The 18,857-nt window shown below is 73.7% G+C and carries 11 protein-coding genes; 2 read left to right on the top strand and 9 right to left on the bottom strand.

Going from position 1 to position 18,857, the window contains the following annotated elements; translation table 11 throughout:
• Position 1 precedes the first annotated feature (1 nt).
• From AWQ71_RS35455 to AWQ71_RS35490, 8 genes are all read right to left on the bottom strand, one after another.
• A complete protein-coding gene (locus tag AWQ71_RS35455) occupies positions 2–577 on the bottom strand; it encodes an ArsR/SmtB family transcription factor (RefSeq protein ID WP_067142299.1) in 576 nt (191 codons plus the stop codon).
• Positions 578–818: 241 nt separating this feature from the next.
• Positions 819–1,868, bottom strand: a complete 1,050-nt coding sequence (locus AWQ71_RS35460; protein WP_067142302.1) for an enolase C-terminal domain-like protein — start codon at positions 1,866–1,868, stop codon at positions 819–821.
• 16 nt (positions 1,869–1,884) lie between these two features.
• Complete coding sequence (locus AWQ71_RS35465) at positions 1,885–3,315, bottom strand: MFS transporter (protein WP_245658816.1); 1,431 nt, start codon at positions 3,313–3,315, stop codon at positions 1,885–1,887.
• A 112-nt stretch (positions 3,316–3,427) separates the two neighbouring features.
• The gene (locus AWQ71_RS35470; protein WP_067142307.1) at positions 3,428–4,594 is read right to left on the bottom strand and encodes a VWA domain-containing protein; all 1,167 of its coding nucleotides are present in this window, start codon (positions 4,592–4,594) and stop codon (positions 3,428–3,430) included.
• Positions 4,594–6,921 carry a DUF5682 family protein gene (locus tag AWQ71_RS35475; RefSeq protein WP_067142310.1) on the bottom strand — a complete coding sequence of 776 codons (2,328 nt, stop codon included), beginning with the start codon at positions 6,919–6,921 and terminating at the stop codon, positions 4,594–4,596. The genes AWQ71_RS35470 and AWQ71_RS35475 overlap by 1 nt, the downstream gene beginning before the upstream one ends.
• 27 nt (positions 6,922–6,948) lie before the next feature.
• Positions 6,949–8,025 carry an ATP-binding protein gene (locus AWQ71_RS35480; protein WP_067142313.1) on the bottom strand — a complete coding sequence of 359 codons (1,077 nt, stop codon included), beginning with the start codon at positions 8,023–8,025 and terminating at the stop codon, positions 6,949–6,951.
• Positions 8,022–9,629: a DUF5691 domain-containing protein gene (locus tag AWQ71_RS35485; RefSeq protein ID WP_067142316.1), complete on the bottom strand. Its 1,608-nt coding sequence runs from the start codon at positions 9,627–9,629 to the stop codon at positions 8,022–8,024. Before AWQ71_RS35485 ends, AWQ71_RS35480 begins: the two co-directional genes overlap by 4 nt.
• Complete coding sequence (locus AWQ71_RS35490; RefSeq protein ID WP_067142411.1) at positions 9,626–11,008, bottom strand: SWIM zinc finger family protein; 1,383 nt, start codon at positions 11,006–11,008, stop codon at positions 9,626–9,628. The genes AWQ71_RS35485 and AWQ71_RS35490 overlap by 4 nt, the downstream gene beginning before the upstream one ends.
• Positions 11,009–11,181: 173 nt before the next feature.
• On the opposite strand from AWQ71_RS35490, the gene AWQ71_RS44505 reads away from it, so the two are divergent.
• Together AWQ71_RS44505 and AWQ71_RS35500 are read left to right on the top strand one after the other, a co-directional pair.
• A complete protein-coding gene (locus AWQ71_RS44505) occupies positions 11,182–14,100 on the top strand; it encodes a helix-turn-helix transcriptional regulator (RefSeq protein WP_281196463.1) in 2,919 nt (972 codons plus the stop codon).
• A gap of 83 nt (positions 14,101–14,183) precedes the next feature.
• On the top strand, positions 14,184–15,689 hold the full coding sequence (locus AWQ71_RS35500) for an aldehyde dehydrogenase family protein (RefSeq protein ID WP_067142321.1): 1,506 nt from the start codon (positions 14,184–14,186) through the stop codon (positions 15,687–15,689).
• Positions 15,690–15,768: 79 nt separating this feature from the next.
• Here AWQ71_RS35500 and AWQ71_RS35505 read toward each other — a convergent pair whose 3' ends face one another.
• The gene (locus AWQ71_RS35505; protein WP_067142324.1) at positions 15,769–18,849 is read right to left on the bottom strand and encodes an AAA family ATPase; all 3,081 of its coding nucleotides are present in this window, start codon (positions 18,847–18,849) and stop codon (positions 15,769–15,771) included.
• Positions 18,850–18,857: the final 8 nt, after the last annotated feature.

Raw genomic sequence — 18,857 nt, forward strand, 5'->3', positions numbered from 1 at the left:
ATCATTCGCCGTCGTCGGCTGATGTGGGGGCGGGGAACGCGAGCATCCGGGCGAGCACGACGCGCGCTCCGGGCGGCGTCTCCTCGTCCGGCCTTTTGTAGCGGTAGAGCAGTTTCACGTACTCCTCGAGGAACTCCTTGAGTTCGTCTACGGTGAGGCGCATCGCCGAACGCGACCAGGCCAGGGCGTCCGCCCATTCACCGAGGTCGTCGCGTTCGAGCTGGAAGCGGGTGAACTGTTCGAGTTCCTCGGCGAAGTCGAGCCGGTTCATCTCCTCGACCGCCACCCGCATCTCCGGCGTCTGCCGGCTGTAGGGCGGGATCCTGCGATCAGCGGGGACCTGGCGCCACCAGCGTTCCCGTCCCTTCGACAGCTCGGGCACCTCTTCGATGAAGCCGTGCTTGGCCATCTGGCGCAGGTGATAGCTGGTCAGGCCGGTGCTCTCGCCCAGGGCACGGGCGAGAGCCGCGGAGTTGGCCGGACCGTCGCGCAACTGCCGCTCGATCCGCTGTCGCATGGGATGCGCCAGGAGCTTCAGCGCCTCGACATCGGTGATCTCCTGCGGGACAAGATCCACGAGAGCACCGTACCGCTCGCAAACGCTCTTTGCAAAGCCCCTTTGCAACTTGGCCGGAGCTTCCCCGGGCACTACCTGTGGCACGTCGGCTTCCGGGTACGCGAGAACGTCAGGTGACCGCGCGGCGCCGTCCGGCAGGGACGCCACGTTCCGCGCCAAGCCTTCGTCGTTCGACTCCACCGGGGTGAACGGCGGCCGGCCCCTCCCGCACCACACTGCGCGGGCGAAACAAACGACGCCCTCAGACGCGGAAGGTGTCCTTGGCCATGCGGCGGAGCTTCTCCTCGTCGATCGTGTGCCCGAGACCCGGCTGGGTGAGCGGCACCGCGACGACCCCTCCGGACGCGCCGACCGGCGGCGTGACGATCTGGGCGCTGCGCGGCGGCTCCGCGACGTCGCTCGGCAGGGTGCACCCGGGCAAACTCGCCACCGCCACCGTGGCCGCCCGGGCCAGGCCGACCCCGAGCCCGCCCGCGCAGGTGACCTCCCATCCGGCCGCCACCGCCGTGTCGTGCGCGAGCCGTACGGCGGACAGGGAGCCGAACCGCGCGGGGCGCAGCAACAGAGCCCGGCCCGCGCGCGCGGCCACCGCCTCGTCCAGCTCCTCGACCGAACGCGCCTCGACGACGACGGCCGCGGAGACGCGCTCCTGCAGGTCGGCGCTCGCCTCGAGATCGGTGAACGGCCGCTCGATCGCCACCAGCCCGTACGCGTCGAGCGCCTCGAGCTGGGAGATCTCGGTGTACGCGCCGTGCCCGTCGACGGCGATGGCCAGGCCGGGATAGGCGGCGCGGACCGCGCGCAGCGGCTCGACGTCCCATCCGGGGTAGACGTCCATCGTCACGTGGGCGTACCCGGCGCAGACGTGCCGGTTGACCCGGGCCACCATGCCCTCGAGTGAGCGCTCCGCGCCCAGCCGCACGGTCGCCATGAGGGAGGTACGGCTGCCGCCGAGGGCGTGGGCCAGCGGGACGCCCTTCATCCGGGCCCACAGGTCCCAGCAGGCCATGTCGGCGGCCGAGCCTCCGGGAACGCGGCCCAGCTCGGAGGGGTGCTCCCAGTCGACACCGATCAGGGCCGCGGGCAGGGATTCCTCCAGGGTGGCCCACAGCTTCTCGTGCCCGCCCTCCTGATCGTCACCGCGCTCGCCGGGCAGCGCGGCCGAGCGCCGGACGGCCTCTCCCCAGCCGACCATCCCGCCGTAGTCGGTGATCCTCACCAGGACGCTCTCTGGCCGCCTGCCGTAGGGCAGGGTCAGCCTGAAGAGTTCGAGCTCCCGGACGCGCGGCAAGTGGCAACCCCCTCCGTTAGACCTCCATGGTGCCCGCTGCGCGAGGGTGCTCAAAACGTCCGGAGGAGACGGCCGCGGCGCCGGCCATGAGGGCGAGCAGGCCGAAGCACACCACATAGCTGGCCACCGACCGGTGGGCGGCGGTGGAGATCGCGCCGGTCACGGCGACGGCGACGACCGAGTAGACCGACTCGCCGATGGAGAGCGAGGCGCTGTTGGCCCCCTTCTCGGCGGGCGGCGACAACTTCAGAATCAGCACGGACAAGGTCGGATAGGTCAGGCCCATGCCGAGCCCGCCCACGCACCATCCGAGGAACCCGACGAGCACCGGCACCGACGGGAACACCATCAGCCCCGCCAGCAGGATCGCCGTCGCGATCAGGGAGGTGCCCGTACGCAGGATCAGCCGGCGGTCGCGCGGCTTGCGCCCCTGGATCCACGAGCCGGTGGACCAGAAAAGTGCGCCGCCGGTGAGCGCGAGGCCGGCCTCCGTCGGGCTCAGACCCCGACCGGTGGTGAGCACGAGCGGCACGAACACCTCGGCCGCGAAGAACGCGCCCGCCGCGAGGCCCCGGAGGGCGACCACGGCGGGGACGCCGCGCGCCACCCGCAGCGTCCCCTTGGGCAGCAGCCGGGGCAGGGCGACCGCGAGGACGGCGAGCCCGGTGATCAGGAGCGGCACCGCCCCGGAGCCGCTGCCGTACTGCATGAGCGTGGCTCCGGTGGCCACGACGACGCCCCAGACCAGCTTGATCGCGAACTTCCGGGTCCCCGTTGCGGCGGCCGCGGGGGCGTCACCGGTCGCGGCCCCGGAATCGTCGCCGAGGTCAAGGCCGGCGGCGGCCGGCGCGGTCCGCGTACGGCGGTAATCGGCCAGCCCGCGCCACAGGAAGACGGCCGCGGGGGCGGCGATCATCGGCACCCCCAGGAAGACCCAGCGCCAGCCCACGTGCTGCACGACCACGCCGGTGATGGCCGGGCCCACCAGCGACGGCACCACCCAGGCGGCCGACAGCAGGGAGAACACCTTGGGATGCATCTCGGCGGGATAGACCCGGTCGATCAGCACATACAGCGCGACGGAGAACAGGCCGCCGCCGAGCCCCTGGAGGAACCGCCCGGCGACGAAGACCTCCATGTTCTGGGCGGTCCCGGCGAGCAGCAGGCCGCCGCCGAAACCGGCCAGGCCGGTCCACAGCGGCACCAGCGGGCCGCGCGCGTCACTCCACCTTCCGCCGACCAGGGTCGCCATCACACTGGCGACCAGGCTCGCATTGAAGGCCAGGCCGTACAGCGCCATGCCGTCGAGGCGTTGGGCGACGACGGGCATCGCGGTGGCGACCGCGAGGTACTCGAACGCGATCAGCATGATGATCGCGACCATGCCGACACCGAGAGCCCGATAGCGCTGCGAGAAGACCGGCGGTGCCGTCATTACCGAATTCACGCGACGGACATTACAGATGGCCGCATCCTGTCCGAAATCGGCCATTGGACCTAGGCCATGGCTGACAAATCAAACCCTCGCTGCGCTACAAGCAGCATTTGTCAGACACTCCTCAGGCCTTCTTGCGTTCGACGGAGATGTTGCGTTCGACCCACTGCGTGATGTCCCGGCGCTCGATGGCGGCGGCCATCATGCCGGGGAACGCGTCCGGCGTGCAGGCGAACGCGGGCACCCCGAGCGCCGCGAGCGCCGCCGCGTTCTCGCGGTCGTAGGACGGCGCGCCCTCGTCCGACAAGGCCAGCAGCACGATCACCTGGACGCCGGCCGCCGTCATCGCGGCGACCCGGCGCAGCATCTCCTCGCGGACGCCGCCCTCGTAGAGGTCGCTGATCAGGATGAAGATCGAGTCCGTCGGCCGGGTGATCAGGCCCTGGCCGTAGGCGATCGCCCGGTTGATGTCGGTGCCGCCGCCGAGCTGGGTGCCGAACAGCAGCTCAACCGGGTCATGGAGCTGGTCGGTCAGGTCCACCACGGCGGTGTCGAACACGACGAGGCTGGTTCGCAGCGACCGCATCGACGCGAGGACCGCGCCGAACACGCTGGAGTAGACGACCGACGCGGCCATCGACCCGCTCTGGTCGATGCACAGGACCACCTCGCGCTGGACGGCCTGCTGCCGGCGGGCGTACCCGACCAGCCGGGACGGCACGACCGTGTTCCGCTCGGACAGGTAGTTCTTCAGGTTCGCCCGGATGGTGCGGTCCCAGTCGATGTCGGCCACCCGCCGCGGCCGGTGCGTGCGCGCCGACCGGTCGAGCGCCCCGGTGACGGCCGCCCTGGTCCGCTGCGCGAGCTTGGCCTCCAGCTCCGCGACGACCTTGCGCACCACCGCGCGGGCCGACTCGCGCGCCTTCTCCGGCATGACCCGGTTCAGCGAGAGCAGCGTGCCGACCAGGTGGACGTCGGGCTCGACCGCCTCGAGCATCTCGGGCTCCAGCAGGAGGCGGCTGAGGTTGAGCCGTTCGATGGCGTCCTTCTGCATCACCTGCACGACCGTCGAGGGGAAGTAGGCGCGGATGTCGCCCAGCCAGCGGGCCACCCGGGGCGCGGACGCCCCGAGCCCCGCACCGCGTTCGCGCCCGGTCGTCCCCGCTTCGGCGTCGTACAGCGCGGCCAGCGCCGTGTCCATGCCCGCGTCGGCGCCGCCGAGCGCGCAGCCCGTGCCGTCCGCGTCGCCGCCGCCGAGGACCAGCCGCCAGCGGCGCATCCGCTCCTCCATCACGCCCTCCCCAGGATTTCCAGCACAGTGCGGACGGCCGGCGCCGCCCGCTCGTCGTCGTGATCCGCCCCGGCGCCCGCTCCCCCGCCGTCGCGGACGGCGGACGCGCCGGACCTGACCCGCTCGCCGATCGCGCGGCGCTCGGGCGCGTCGAAGGCGCCGAACGTGCGCCGCAGCAGCGGGAGCACGTCCACGAACGCCTCCGGGGACAGCCCGGCCAGCCAGCCGTCCACCGCGGCGAGCAGCCGGGGGTCGTGGACGAGCAGCAGGCCGCCTCCGGACAGGAAGCCCTCCACCCAGGCGGCGGCCCGCGCGGGCGGGTGGCCGAGGGACATCGCCCTGGACATCCGTACCTGGACGTCGTCCGCCATCCGCGCGTCGAACAGGATGCGCACCAGGCGGCCCTCGATCACGCCGGGCAGGTCGCTCCGGTCCGCCACGCCGCGCAGGGTCGCGAGCCAGCGGTCGCGCGGCGCCTGCCCGGCCTCCGGGCGGCTCTCCTCCCCCGGTCCGGCGCCCCGGTCATCCTTTCCCGGCCCGCCGAAGCCGTCCGACCCGTGGTCAGCTCGTCCCGGTATGTCGTCCAGCAGGGCCACGGCGGCGTGGACGGCGTCGATCTGGGAGACGAGCTGCCGGGCCGGTTCGTCATCCAGCCCGGTGACCGCGCTCGGCAGCCCGGCGCAGACGCGGGTCAGCAGCGAGTCCACGATCGCGGCCAGCCCGGTGGAGGGCGTGCCGCGGACGTCGCCGTACCGCTGGGCCCGGACCAGCGCGGGAAGCGCCGCCATCAGGTGCCCGACGTCGCTGTCCAGCGCCGCCCGGTCCCCGATCGCCCGCAGCACGTGCGGCAGTGCCTCCGGCAGGTCGGCGAGCAGGCACCGCTCGACCAGGGCGGTCAGGTCGGCGAGCGGCGCCTCCGGGTACGCGGCCAGCTCGCGCACCCGGGCGGTGGCCGCCGCCTCGACGGTGATCCCCCAGACCGCCGCCTCGATCAGGGCGACGTCGAACTCGGGCCGCCATTCCAGCGTCCACGACTCCTTGAACGTGCCCTTGCCCCTGCTGTCGCGGGGTTCGCCCCACGGGATCCCGATCAGCCGCAGCCGGTGCAGCAGCCGGCTGCGGTCGAGGTCGAGCGCCTTGCGGAGGTCGAGGTCGTGGTCCCGGCCGAGCGCCTCCGGCTTGAGCCTTACGCGCCGCTGCTCCTCCCGCAGGTGCCGCTGCAACGGCACCATCGGGGTCGAGTCGGGCACCCGGCCGAGCCGCTCTCCGAGCACCATGCGGCGCCGCACCAGCTCCGCGGGCAGCTCGTCCCCCTCGCACAGGACCGCCCTGACCGCCTCGCTCACCTCGTTCAGACCGGCGAGCGGCCGGTCCCGCAGCGTGGCCAGGCCGTGCGCGAGCCGTACGGCCTCGATGACGTGCGCGGACGATACGGGCAGGTCCTCCTCGCGGAGCACCTGGGCCGCCCGCGCCAACCACCGCTCGATCGGCCGGTCCGGCGCGGTGAACAGGTGGTGGTACCACCCCGGGGAGGTGACGCCCGCGCCATATCCGCTCCAGGCGGCGAGCCGGCCATGCGTCCACGGCACCCAGGTCGTCTCGACCCGGGCCTTGGGCATGCCCCTGAGCAGCCGGTCGTCGTCCGACGCCCGCGAGGGCGCCGCCAGCGCGGGAACGTGCCAGGCCCCGCACACGACCGCGATCTCGCGGAAGCCGTCCTTGACCGCCTGCCGGAGCGACCGGCGCATGTACGCCTCGCGGCGGGCCTCGCGCGGATCGGGCGTGTACCCCTCGCGTACCGCGGCCATGGCCTCGGCGATCGCCTCGAAGACCGTCTCGGGCCCGGCCTCGCCGCCATGCCCCATCGGGTGGTCCGCCGGATGGTCGAGCCGGTGCTCGACGGCGTCCTCCCACCACCGCTCCGGATCGTCGTACCCCGCCGCCTCGGCCAGCGCCCCGATCGGATCGACACGGACGGCCCGCTCCTCCTCGGGGGTCTCTTCCTCGCTCGCGGCGAGGGAATGCGCCGCGGGCAGGTCGCAGAACCGCACCTCCACACCGGCCTCGACGGCGTAGCGGATCGCCTGCCACTCCGGTGAGAACACGGCGAACGGCCAGAACGCCGCCTTCGCCCGATCGCCCGGCACGTACGCGAGCAGCGCGACGGGCGGCTCCATGCCGGGGTCGGCGGCGAGCGGCACCAGCGCGTCCGCCTCCGGCGGTCCCTCGATGAGCACGATGTCCGGCTTCAACCGCTCCAGAGCGGAGCGCACGGCGCGGGCGGAGCCCGGACCGTGGTGCCGGACGCCCAGAATCGTGGTCGTCACCCCATCACCCGCTCAGCCCGCATCCCGTCAGCCCGCATCGCGGCAGGCCCGGTAGAAGTCACGCCAGTCCTCGCGCTCGCGGACGACGGCCTCCAGGTATTCCCGCCAGACCACCCGGTCGGACACCGGGTCCTGGACGACCGCGCCGACGATCCCGGCCGCCACGTCGGAGGGGCGCAACACGCCGTCGCCGAAGTGCGCGGCGAGGGCGAGGCCGCTCGTCAAGACCGAGATCGCCTCGGCCGTGCTGAGCGTGCCGCTCGGCGACTTGACCTTGGTGCGGCCGTCGGCGGTCACGCCCGAGCGCAGCTCGCGGAACACCGTGACGACCCGGCGGATCTCCTCCAGCCCGGCCGGGGTCTCGGGCAGCTCCAGGGAGCGGCCGAGCTGCGCGACGCGGCGGGACACGATGTCCACCTCCTCCTCGGCGCTCGCGGGCACCGGCAGCACGACGGTGTTGAACCGCCTGCGCAGGGCGCTGGACAGCTCGTTCACCCCGCGGTCCCGGTCGTTGGCGGTCGCGATCACGTTGAACCCCTTGGCCGCCTGCACCTCCTCGTTCAGCTCGGGGATCGGGAGCGTCTTCTCCGAGAGGACGGTGATCAGCGCGTCCTGGACGTCGGACGGCATACGGGTCAGCTCCTCCACCCGGGCCAGCTGTCCCTCGGACATCGCCCGCATGACGGGGCTCGGGGTCAGCGCCTCCCGGGACGGGCCCTCGGCCAGCAGCCGGGCGTAGTTCCACCCGTAGCGGACGGCCTCCTCCGCGGTGCCCGCCGTACCCTGCACGAGCAGGGTCGAGTCGCCGCAGACGGCGGCGGCCAGATGCTCGGAGAGCCAGGTCTTGGCCGTCCCCGGCACGCCGAGCAGCAGCAGCGCCCGGTCCGTGGCCAGGGTGGCGACCGCGACCTCGACGATCCTTCTCGGGCCGATGTACTTCGGCGTGATGACGCCTCCGGGGTGGTCGGGGTCGCCGAGCAGGTAGGTCGTCACCGCCCAGGGCGAGAGCCGCCAGCCGGGCGGCCGCGGCCGATCGTCGTGCTTGGCCAGGATCGCCAGCTCGTCGGCGTACTGGTCTTCCGCGTGCGGGCGCAGAACCGTCACTTGTCCTCCTCGCCTAGCGGCCCGCCGGTTTCGCCGGCGGCGCCGTGTCCGTCGTCTGTCCGTCTCTTCTCAGGGGCACCGCCCGGCCCCTCGGCGCGGGTGCCGTCCAGCGGCCCGGGGGTGTCGTCCAGCAGCTCTCGCGCCAGCTCGTGGCGGAATCGGAGCGTCGTGGTCACCTCGTGGACCTCGGGGAGCTCCGCCAGCCGCGCCACCTGGCCGTGTGCCGCCGCGTCGAACCGCTCGCCGGCCAGCCGCGCCAGCTCGCCCGCGTTCCACGGCTGGGCCGTCGCCACACCGGCGATCTTGTCCAGTACGGCCTTGGCCAACGGCGTGCCCCACGGTCTGGGGATGCCGCCGAGCATCATGATCATCTGGCCGTCCACCGGGTGCTGCCGGACGAACTCCGCCGCGATCCGGGACTGCTCCTCCGGGGGCAGGATCGCGAGCAGGTCGGTCAGCGGCTCGACATCCACCAGCGCCCGCGCCCATACGGCGTCGCCCTGGAGGATCGCCGCGCGGGTCCAGCCCATGCGGACCTCCCTGGCCCAGTCGCCGACCTCCATGGCCGTGATCCCGGCCGGGGAGAGCCCGAGGTGCTCCGGCCAGAAGGAGAGCGGTGTGTGGGCGATGACCTGCTGCAACCACCAGCCGCGCTGCCCACTCCCGGCGGGTGGCCGGGCCCGCACGCCGTCGCGCTCCATCCGGCTGTCGCACGCCCTCGGCGGCGTGGCCCGGAGCCGGTCGCCGTCGCGGGTGAGCAGCCGCCCCGCACGCTCGGCCATCCGCGTCCCGAGCCGCGACTCCGGCAGGCGGGTGAGCAGGTCGGCGGCGGCCTGCCGCACCTCGCGGCGGCGGTCGTCGAGCGCCGCCTCAAGGAACGGCTCGTCGCCCATGGCCAGCCCGTCGGCGAGGATCCGCGTGAAGGCCGCCCGGTCTTCGGGCGTCTCCTTGTCCCACCCCGCCGCCAGCAGCTCCCGAGCCGCCTCGGGATCGCGGGCGCGGAGCGCGGCCAGGTGGGCCCTGCGGTCCCCGCTGGTGCCGAACTCCCACACCTCGGCGGACCCGGCCCCGCCGGTCGGCTCGTCCCGCAGGTAGGACCAGGCCGGGTTGAGCCCGGCGAGCCACCGGCCGCGTGCTCCGGCCAGCACCCCCAGGTGAGACCGGATCGACTGGTCCCTCGCTCCCAGGTCGAGCAACCTCGGGATGAGCCGCGCCGGGAGGCGGGCGCCCCGCTCCGCGGCGATCTCCAGCCACTCCGGCAGCAGGCGCCCCTGCTCCCCGGCGAGGATCCGCTCCAGCCGGGCGGCCGCGGCACGACCGACCAGCGGCCGGGTCTCCGGCGGAGCGGGAGGCAGCGGCCGGCCCCTATGCGGCCGCTGCCCCGCCCGTGCCCGGATCACCTGTACGGCCGCCTGCTCCAGCAGCTCGACCGGAGGCGCGACCGGCGCGCCGCCCACCGTGTCCACCGTGTCCGCCGTGTCCGCCGTGTCCGCCCTGCTTGGCGGCCGGCCGCCCGGCACGGGTCGACGGTCCGTGCCGACGAGCGCGGCCGACACGAGGTCCTCCCACGCCGCCGTCCACCTCAGGTCGGGAGTCGCGATCACAGCAACACCACCTGGCCTTCCTCGTCCCACGTCGTCAGCGGCCACAGCCCGCGCGGCGTCCATTCGCAGGCGACCGTGACCGGATGGCCACCCGACACCGCGAGCAGCCGCCACGGCGTACCGGCCGCCGGGTCGAGCCGCATCCCGCTCACCTCGGCGCCACCCTCGTCATCGGAGCCGGGGTCCCGGAGTCCGGGGTCGGCGAGGAACCAGCCGCCGTCGTTCGCCGGCACCACTCCCGAAAGGACGACGGGCCACGAATCGATCCAGGGGTCCTCGGCCAGCACGCCCGCCAGCAGGCCGGGCGTCTCGGCGGCGCTCGGGCCGGGCGGCGGTCCGGCATGGACCGCGCCGTGCCTCCGAACCGCCAGTGCCCGCAGCGGCGCGGCGCCCGGATAGAACGCCAGCTCCGCGTCGACCGTCGTCCCGTTGACCAAGGACGCGTCGAGCGCCTGCCCCACCGGGGCGAACGACAGCACGAGCGCGGCCCGCCCGGTCTCCCTGCCCCGCAGCCAGACGCGGCGGGCGACCAGCCGGTCCTGCTCCTCGTCCCGGCTGCCGATCACGTCCCACCGGTCCCGTACGGCGGGCGACGCGAGCACGTCCTCGCGCGCCACCGGGAACCCGATCCTGGACCGGACCGTCTCTCCGAGCGCGTGCGGCAACCCGGCCGCGCGGCGGTACGCCACGGCGAGCAGGTGGACCAGCGCGTACTCCCCGAGGAGGCGGCCGGGCCAGTCCTCGTCACCCAGCACGACGGACAGCCGGGTGAACGTCCCCGCCATTCCGGGGACCTGCGCGTCGACCATGCGCTTGGCGAGGGCGTCCCACTCGGCCGGGCCGGTGCGCCGGGCGTCGGCGAGCCCCTGCGCGACCTGGTCGGCCAGCCACCGCTCAAGTTCGGACAGGCCCGCGGTGACCCGCTGCTCCCGTTGCGCCGCGCGCCGGTCCGGCGCGCCCGCGGGCTGCGGCGGGGCGCCGTCCGGGGTGGCCGGTTGCGCCGCCTTCTCCTGGGCCGCGACGAGCCGCGACGCCTGCTTCTCGGCGCGGTCCCTGCGCTGGTCCATCCACTCGGCGGCCCAGTCGGCGGGCTTGTCCGCGGCCGGCACCCCGTCGGCCGACCAGAGCAGGAGCAGTCCCAGCGCGTGCTTGCACGGGAACTTGCGGCTCGGGCAACTGCACCGGTACGCGGGCTCGGACAGGTCCACGCACGCGCGGTACGGCTTGGACCCGCTGCCCTTGCACTCGCCCCAGAGCACCTCGGAGGTCACCCCGTGGGCGGACCACTTCGCGGGCGAGCTCACGCCCGTGGCGGTCTTCTGCGACGCCGCGTCCGGTGCCAGTGCGAGCACCTGATCGCGGCTCCACCGTTCGATCACGCGCCGCACAGTAGCCAGCGCCCCCGACAAAACCGGGTCCCCGCGTCCCGCCCGCCCGTCACCGCAGGTCAGCGCGGCGATCCGGGACCGGCGGGGTCCCACGGTCGCGCACCGGGGCATACGGAGAGTTCTGGCACGACGGCGGTTTCCGTCCCGCGTGTCATACTCGCGCCGTGACTCCGAAAACCGTGCAAACCGCGCTCATGGGTCGTTCCACCGAGCTCGGCCGGTTGCTGGGCGTGCTGGACGCGGCCGAGGACGGGCTGGCCGGGGTCGCGCTGGTGGGCGGCGACGCGGGGATCGGCAAGACGCGCCTCGTCAGCGAGGTCAGGGATCTCGCCGAGGAACGCGAATTCACCGTGCTCGCCGGGCAGTGCGCGGAGCTCGGCGACGCCCTGCCGTACCTGCCGCTCGTGGACGCGCTGCGCGGGCTGGCGGAGCTGGACGCGCCCGGCGGCGACCCACTCGCCGCCTGGCCCGCGCTGCGGCGGCTGCTTCCCGGCGCCGACCCGGACCCCGCGGGGGTGGCGACGGGCGCGCTCGCCCAGCAGCAGCTCTTCGGCTCGGTGCTCGGCCTCCTGGCGTCCCTCGCGGAGCACCACCCGGTGCTGGTGGTGTTCGAGGACCTGCACTGGGCCGACCGCTCGACCCGCGACCTGCTGGTCTTCCTCACCCGGATGCTGCAGCGCGAGCGGGTCGCCCTGATCGGCACCTACCGGACCGACGACCTGCACCGCAGACACCCGCTGCGCCCGGTCCTCGCCGAGCTCCAGCGCCTGCCGCTGGTCGGCACGATCGAGCTGCCCCCGCTCGGGGACGACGATCTGGCCCGCCATCTCGCCGATGTGGACGGGGCCTCCCGTCAGCCCGTCGGCGTGACGGACGACGTGATCGGCCAGGTCCTGGAGCGGGCCGGCGGCAACCCCTTCTTCGCCGAGGAGCTGCTCACCGCCGCCGCCACCCGCGGCGGTGTTCCCGGCAGCCTGTCCGACCTGCTGCTCTCCCGGGTGGAGGCGCTGTCCGACCAGGCGCGCCACGTCCTGCGGGTCGCGGCGGTGGCGGGCCACAGCGTCGACCACGACATGCTCGCGGACGCCGCCGGGCTCGGGGAGGTCGCGCTCGACGACACGCTGCGCGAGATCGTCTCGCGCGGGCTGCTGACCGCGGGCAGGCACGGCTACGCGTTCCGGCACGCGCTGCTCCAGGAGAGCGTGTACGACGACCTGCTCCCCGGCGAGCGGACCCGGCTGCACGGCGCCTTCGCCCGGCTGCTCGCCGCGCGCGGCGCCCCGGCCGCCGAGCTGGCCCACCACTACCAGGCGGGACACGACCTGCCGGGCGCGCTGCGCGCCTCGGTCGAGGCGGGCCGGATCGCCGCGGGCCTCGGCGCGCCCGCTGAGGCGCACCGGCACCTCGACCGGGCGCTGGAGATCTGGGAGCACGTGCCCGACGCCGAGCTGATCACCGGCACGAGCGCCGTCCGCGTCGCCCTGTCCAGCGCCGCGGCGGCCGCGGACGCCGGTGAGTACCGCCGGGCGGTCGCCCAGATCCGGCGGCTGCTCCCGACGCTCGGCGACCCGCTGCTGATTTCCGAGGCCAACGAGCGGCTCGCCTACTATCTGAGCGACTCCGACCTCGGCTCCGGCATGGTGGAGGCGGCCCGCGCGGCCGTGGACGCGCTGCCGCCGGACGAGCCGACCCCCTTGCTCGCCCGCGCGCTCGCGACGTACGCCCGGACCATGTTCGCCACCTCCGCCATACGCGATCTGGCGGCTCAGGCGCTGGACACCGCCCGGGCGGTGGGGGCGCGCGACGCCGAGGCCAGCGCGCTGATCTCGCTGGCGATCGTGGAGGAGGCGACGGGCACGATCGAGCGGGTGGTGGAGCTGCTCGACCTGGCCGCCGCGACGGGGCCGGACGACCTGTCGGTCCACCTGCGCGCCACCTTCCACACGGCCCGGGTGCGCTACGAGCACGGCCGGCTGGAGGCCGCCGCGCGCCTGGCGGGCGCGGGCATCGAGCTGGCCGCCCGCAGCGGCCTCACCTGGAGCTTGTACGGCACGGACCTGCGCTTCCTCAGCTTCCTGATCCAGTACGCGGCCGGCGACTGGGACGAGGCCGAGCGGATCGCGGCCGGGTTCGGCGTGCGCGTCGGCACGATCGCCGCGGCGCGCCTGTCCTCGTTCGCGCTCTTCATCGAGGTCGGGCGGGGCGGCGACGCGGCCGACGAGCGGATGTCGTGGCTGCGGCCGTTCTGGCGGCCGGACGAGCTCGGCGGCGACGGCCTGGTGACCTACATGGCGGGCGGGCTCGCCGCCGAGCAGGCGCTCTGGCGCGGCGATCCGGAGACGGCGCTGCGCCACGTGACGGCGGTGACGGACACGCTCGACCCCTTCGACCCGGGACTGATCCGGATCTGCGCGACCGCCCTGTGGGCGCTGGCGGAGGGCGCGGCGCCGGACGACGCGCACGAGCGCGCCGACGACCTGATCGAGCGGGCGCGGTGGGCCGCCGCGAACGGCCCGTACGGCCCGCGCGAGGAGCTGGGCCCCGAGGGCGCCGCCTGGCTGCGGCGCGCCGAGGCCGAGTGGCACCGGGTCCGCGGGACGGCGGAGCCGCGCGTGTGGCGGGAGGCCGCGGACGCCTTCGGGTTCGGGTTCGTCTACGAGGAGGCGCGGTGCCGGTGGCGGCTCACCGAGTCGCTGCTGAACGCGGGCGAGCGCGAGGCCGCGCGGGCCGAGTGGTCCCGCGCCGTGGAGACCGCCGAGCGGCTCGGCGCCGCGCCGCTGCGTGCGGCGCTGGAGACGCTGGGCCGGCGGGCCGGGTTCACCGAGCCGTCACGGCCGCCCGCCGAGGCCGCTGACACCGTCGCCGTCGCCGAGGGCGGCCTCGAGGCGTTGACGGTCCGCGAGCGCGAGGTGCTCGAACACGTGGCGGCCGGCCTGTCCAACCGCGAGATCGGCACCCTGCTGTACATCTCGCAGAAGACCGTGAGCGTGCACGTCTCCAACATCCTGGCCAAGCTCGGCGTGGCGAGCCGCACCCAGGCCGCGGCCGTCGCGCACGGGCGCCGGGCGGCCGCCGGAAAGTGATCCGCCACGTTGCCGGTCCGCGCTTCACCCCGTCGCGCCCGCTTGTAACAATGCGACGGTAGCCCCGAAAGAGGAGGTCAACGGTGACCCGCCAGATCGCTTCCGTCATCGGTGGAAAGAACGAGCCCACCGGCTCCCCCTACACGTCCACGAACCCGGCCCGGCCCTCCGAGGCGGTGGCCGCCGTCCCGCTCGCCGACGCGCCGACGTTCGCCCGCGCCTGCCGCGACGCGGCCGAGGCGCAGAAGGAATGGTCCCGGGTGCCCGCCCCGGTGCGCGGCCGGGTGATCGCCTCCGTCGGCCGGCTGGTCGAGGCGAACACCGAGGCGCTGGCCCGCCTCGTGACCGAGGAGATCGGCAAACCGTACGCCGAGGCGCTGGGCGAGGTCCGCGAGATCGTGGACACCTGCGACTTCTTCCTGGGCGAGGGGCGCCGGTTGTACGGCCAGACGGTGCCGTCGGAGATGCCGGACAAGAACCTGTTCACCTTCCGGGTCCCGGTGGGCGTCGCCGCGGTGATCACCGCGGGTAACTTCCCGGTGGCCGTCCCCTCGTGGTACCTGGTGCCCGCGCTGCTGTGCGGCAACGCCGTGGTGTGGAAGCCCGCCGAGTACGCCGCGGCGTCCGCGCACGCGCTGTACCGGCTGTTCGCCGCCGCCGGCCTGCCGGACGGCGTGCTGAACATCGTGTTCGCCGACGGCGCCGCCACGTACGAGGGGCTGGAGCTGGCCCTGTCCGAGGGCACCGTGCAGAAGGTCGGCTTCACCGGATCCAGCGCGGTCGGCCGGAGCGTCGGCGAGCTGTGCGGACGGCACCTGCAGTCGCCCTGCCTGGAGCTCGGCGGCAAGAACCCGATGGTCGTCATGCCGGACGCCGAACTCGACCTCGCGGTCGAGGGCGCGCTGTTCTCCGGCTTCGGCACGGCCGGCCAGCGCTGCACCTCGCTCGGCACGGTCATCGTCCACCGCGACGTCCACGACGCGTTCGTGCGCGCGTACGTCCAGGCGGTGCAGGCGGCGAAGATCGGTGACCCGAACGGCGACGTGCTTTACGGGCCGCTGCTCGACCGCAAGTTCGCCGAGCGGTACGAGGAGTACCTGACCTGGATCGAGCCGCACCACACGGTGCTGCCCGGGCCGACGGGGCGCATGGAGGGCGAGGGCCTCTACTACCACCCGGTGATCGTGGACGGCGTGCGCCCGGACGACCGGCTCTTCCTGGAGGAGACGTTCGGCCCGATCGTCGGCGTGACCACGTTCGACACGATCGACGAGGCGATCGCGCTGGCCAACCGGCCGGGCTACGGCCTGTCGTCGTCGATCTACACCACCGACCCGAAGGCCGCGTTCCGGTTCCGCGAGGGCGTCTCGGCGGGCATGGTCAGCGTCAACAACTCGACGTCGGGCGCCGAGGCGCACCTGCCGTTCGGCGGGAACGGCAAGTCCGGCAACGGCAGCCGGCAGAGCGGCGTGTGGGTGCTCGACCAGTTCACCCGCTGGCAGGCGATGAACTGGGACTATTCCGGCCGCCTGCAGAAGGCGCAGATGGACGTCGCCGACATCACCCCCGACCTGGCCTTCCGCCTCTGACCCGGGCGCGACCCGGACGCCGGACGGCCCCGGACTCCTTGCGCGGAGTCCGGGGCCGTCCCGGTATGCGGCCGGGACGTCAGGCCGTGGCCTCGGGGCCGCGGCGGCCGTCGTATCCGAGCACCCGCATCGCGATCTCGGGGTCCATGGCGGCCGCGAGCAACTGGGCGCGTTCGGCCGCCCGGTCCCTCGCCTCCTCCGCCCGCCTGCGGGCGGCCTGCTGGGCGCGCACCACCGCGACGGCGGCCACGATCAGCCCGACGACGCCGAGGAGCGTGAGGAACAGGATCAGCGCGGTCCCCGACGGGACGCCGTCGGCTCCTTCCTCCGTCGCCACGGCGACGCCGTCCTGCAGGAAGGCCACACCGAGCAGCGTGAGCACGACGAGCGCGATGACGCCGCCGATGAGCGCCCACAGCAGGCCGTGCGCCCCGCCGCGTCCCTGCCCGGCCGGGTGGACGGCGGGACCGGAGCCGTTCTGATACGGGAAGTCCGGGATGTCGCCATAACCGGTGCCGTGACCGTTCACCGGCGCCGAAACCGGCATCGCGGCCGGGATCGTGGTGGGCTGCATCGTGGGCGGCATCGCGGGAATCACCACGGCCGGCACGCCCGGCGACGTCTCCTGAGGTTCGTACGACTGGTCGCCCCACGGAGGCGCGAAGCTCGGCACGCCCGACATCCCCGACATATCAGGATTCGACGGCACCGGCGCGTACGGCCGGGCGGCCGCGAGGACGGCCGAGGGCTCCAGCTCCGGCACCCGGTCCGGCGCGGGCAGGTCCACCTGGACGGCGCTGTGGCCGCGGTGGGCCTCCGCGGCGGCCACGTGGTACGCCTCGATCTCCTCGTAGAACCCGTCCGAGCCGTAGACGGTGCCGTCCACGAGCGGCCCGCGGGTCCCCTCGATGACCGCGACCACGTCGTCGCCGTTCAGCGTCTTGTGGTGTTCAAGGGCGTGCGCGACGCTGAGCACCTCGCGCCGGTTCTCGCGCAGCAGCGCGGCGGTCTTCTCCAGGAGCTGGTTGAGGTTGAACTCGATCCGCTCCGGGAGCATGTCGGGCGTGAGGTCGTTCCCCCGCGACCGCGGCGTGGCGGTGAAGCCGATCCCGCCGCCCTGGCCCGGGGCCTTCTGCGCCCGGCCCTCGCGGATGCCGAGGTCCTGCAGGGCGGGCAGCGACGCGACGCCGATGCCCATGCCCCAGTGCGCCTCCATCAGCCCGGTCAGCAGCGTGGCCGACTGGAGGTCGCTGGAGACGCCCGAGGAGTTGTCCTCCCCGAAGAACATCCGCTCGCCCGCGAGCGAGGCGAGGGAGACCATGATGTCCGCCTCGTACTCGGACTTCCAGCGGGTGAACTGGTCCTCCGGCTTGATGCTGGACACCATGCCCAGGTAGTCGGCGCCCTTCTCGATCGTGGCGAGGTCGATCTCCAGGTGGTGCCGGGTGCGGTACGCGACGACGGCATGGCACGCCTCGTGCACGGCCACCGCGTGCCGTTCCCGTTCGATGTACTCCACGTCCTCCGGGGGGCCGAGCTGCTTGAGCCGCTTGGCCCGCATGACATCCGACCAGGTGATCGTGTCCCTGCCGTCCCTGATCGCGGTGATCAGCGACTCGTTGACCAGGTCCTTGATCGTCGCGCCGGTGGCGTACGGAGTGATCGTGGCCAGCTTGCCGATCTGCTCGTCGGTCAGCTCGTGCCGCACCTTGCCGAAATAGCCCTGGTAGGTGCGGATCCGGCCGTCCTTGGAGGGATAGCCGACCTTGTAGATGCGGTCGATGCGGCCGGGGCGCAGCAGCGCCTCGTCCAGCGCCTCCGGCAGGTTGGTCGCCATCATGATCAGGATCCGGTACTTCGGCGGCGGCTTGGGCCGCATCCCGAGCAACCGCCGCACGTACCGGTTGACGAAGCCGCGCGGTTTCTTCAGGCCGGAGATCTCGGTGAGCAGCGCCTGCAGCGTGCCCATGCCGCCCCCGCCGCCCATGCCCGCGCCGTACACCAGGCGGCTGACGAAGGCGCCGGTCCGGGACCTGGGGGCGTCCGCCTCGGCCCGCTCCCGGCCGCCGCCGAGCGCGTCGCGGCCGAGCAGCCACCGGGTCTCCTGATCGAGGTAGGCGAAGCCGTTGCATCCGGTGTGCTGGAAGGGCGCGGGCGCGATCCGGCCCCACCCCCCGCCGGGGCCGCCCTGCGCGAGCGCGCCCCGGTTGCCGAGGGAGTCGGCCTCGTCGAAGAAGACGATGACGCCGCCGTAGCGGAGCGCCAGCTTGCGCAGCTTCCGGAACAGCGACTTCACCTTCAGCACGCCGACGCCGAAGAACATGTTGATGAACGCGCCGGGGTCCACGAAGACGTACGGCTTGCCGGTCGAGCCGGCGACCGCCTCGGCCATGAGGGTCTTGCCGGTGCCCGGAGGGCCCCACAGCAGGATGCCGCTCGGCACGTAACCGCCCCGGGCCTCGATCTCGTCGGGCCGTTCGAGGAAGACGATGTTCTCCTTGACCCGCTCGACCACGTGGTCCTGGCCCCACACGTCGGAGAACCGCGTCTTGATGTCGTCGGGGAAGTAGACGTCCACGCCGCCGCGTGACAGGAACCAGAAGATCGCGGCGAACTGGCCGACGGCGAGCAGCATGTAGAGGAGGACCTGCAGGACCGTCGGGAGATAGCCGATCGCCTGCGCCGGGGCCTGGATCAGCGCCTCGAGGGGTGAGACGTCCCCCAGCCGCCCCAGCACGACGGCGACGACCGAGATCCAGATCGCCCACTTCACCGCGCGGGCCAGCCGGTAGCGGGTCCAGTCGCCGAACCGGCGGCGGGTCCACCGGTTCCACCCGCCGAAGACCTTCTCGGTCCAGAACCGGTGGTACGCCGCGGAGCGCTCGCTGATCAGGAAGTGGACCTGCCTGACCGCCTCCAGCCCGGCCAGCCACAGGAGCCAGGTGGACTCGCGGGCGGTGACGGCGATCGCCTCCGGGACCGTGATGATCTCGCGGAAGGCGCCGACGGTGTTCAGGACGAGGACGCCGAACAGGACCGCGAGCAGCAGCAGGAACTTCCCCCGGTCCCACAGCGGGAGCCGTTTCCTGGTGAGCGGGTCACGGTCGACGGGACCCGATCCGGGTTCGCGCAGCCCCTCGGGCCGATGTGCCGTGTTCATCCGAGGGA

The sequence above is a fragment of the Microtetraspora malaysiensis genome (assembly GCF_001528665.1).
GTDB classification, from domain to species: Bacteria; Actinomycetota; Actinomycetes; order Streptosporangiales; family Streptosporangiaceae; genus Microtetraspora_A; species Microtetraspora_A malaysiensis.

Excerpts from the sequence above, each read along its gene's own strand:
- AWQ71_RS35470 (WP_067142307.1), bottom strand. The coding sequence starts at position 4,594 with ATGGAGGAGCGGATGCGCCGCTGGCGGCTGGTCCTCGGCGGCGGCGAC.
- AWQ71_RS35505 (WP_067142324.1), bottom strand. The coding sequence starts at position 18,849 with ATGAACACGGCACATCGGCCCGAGGGGCTGCGCGAACCCGGATCGGGT.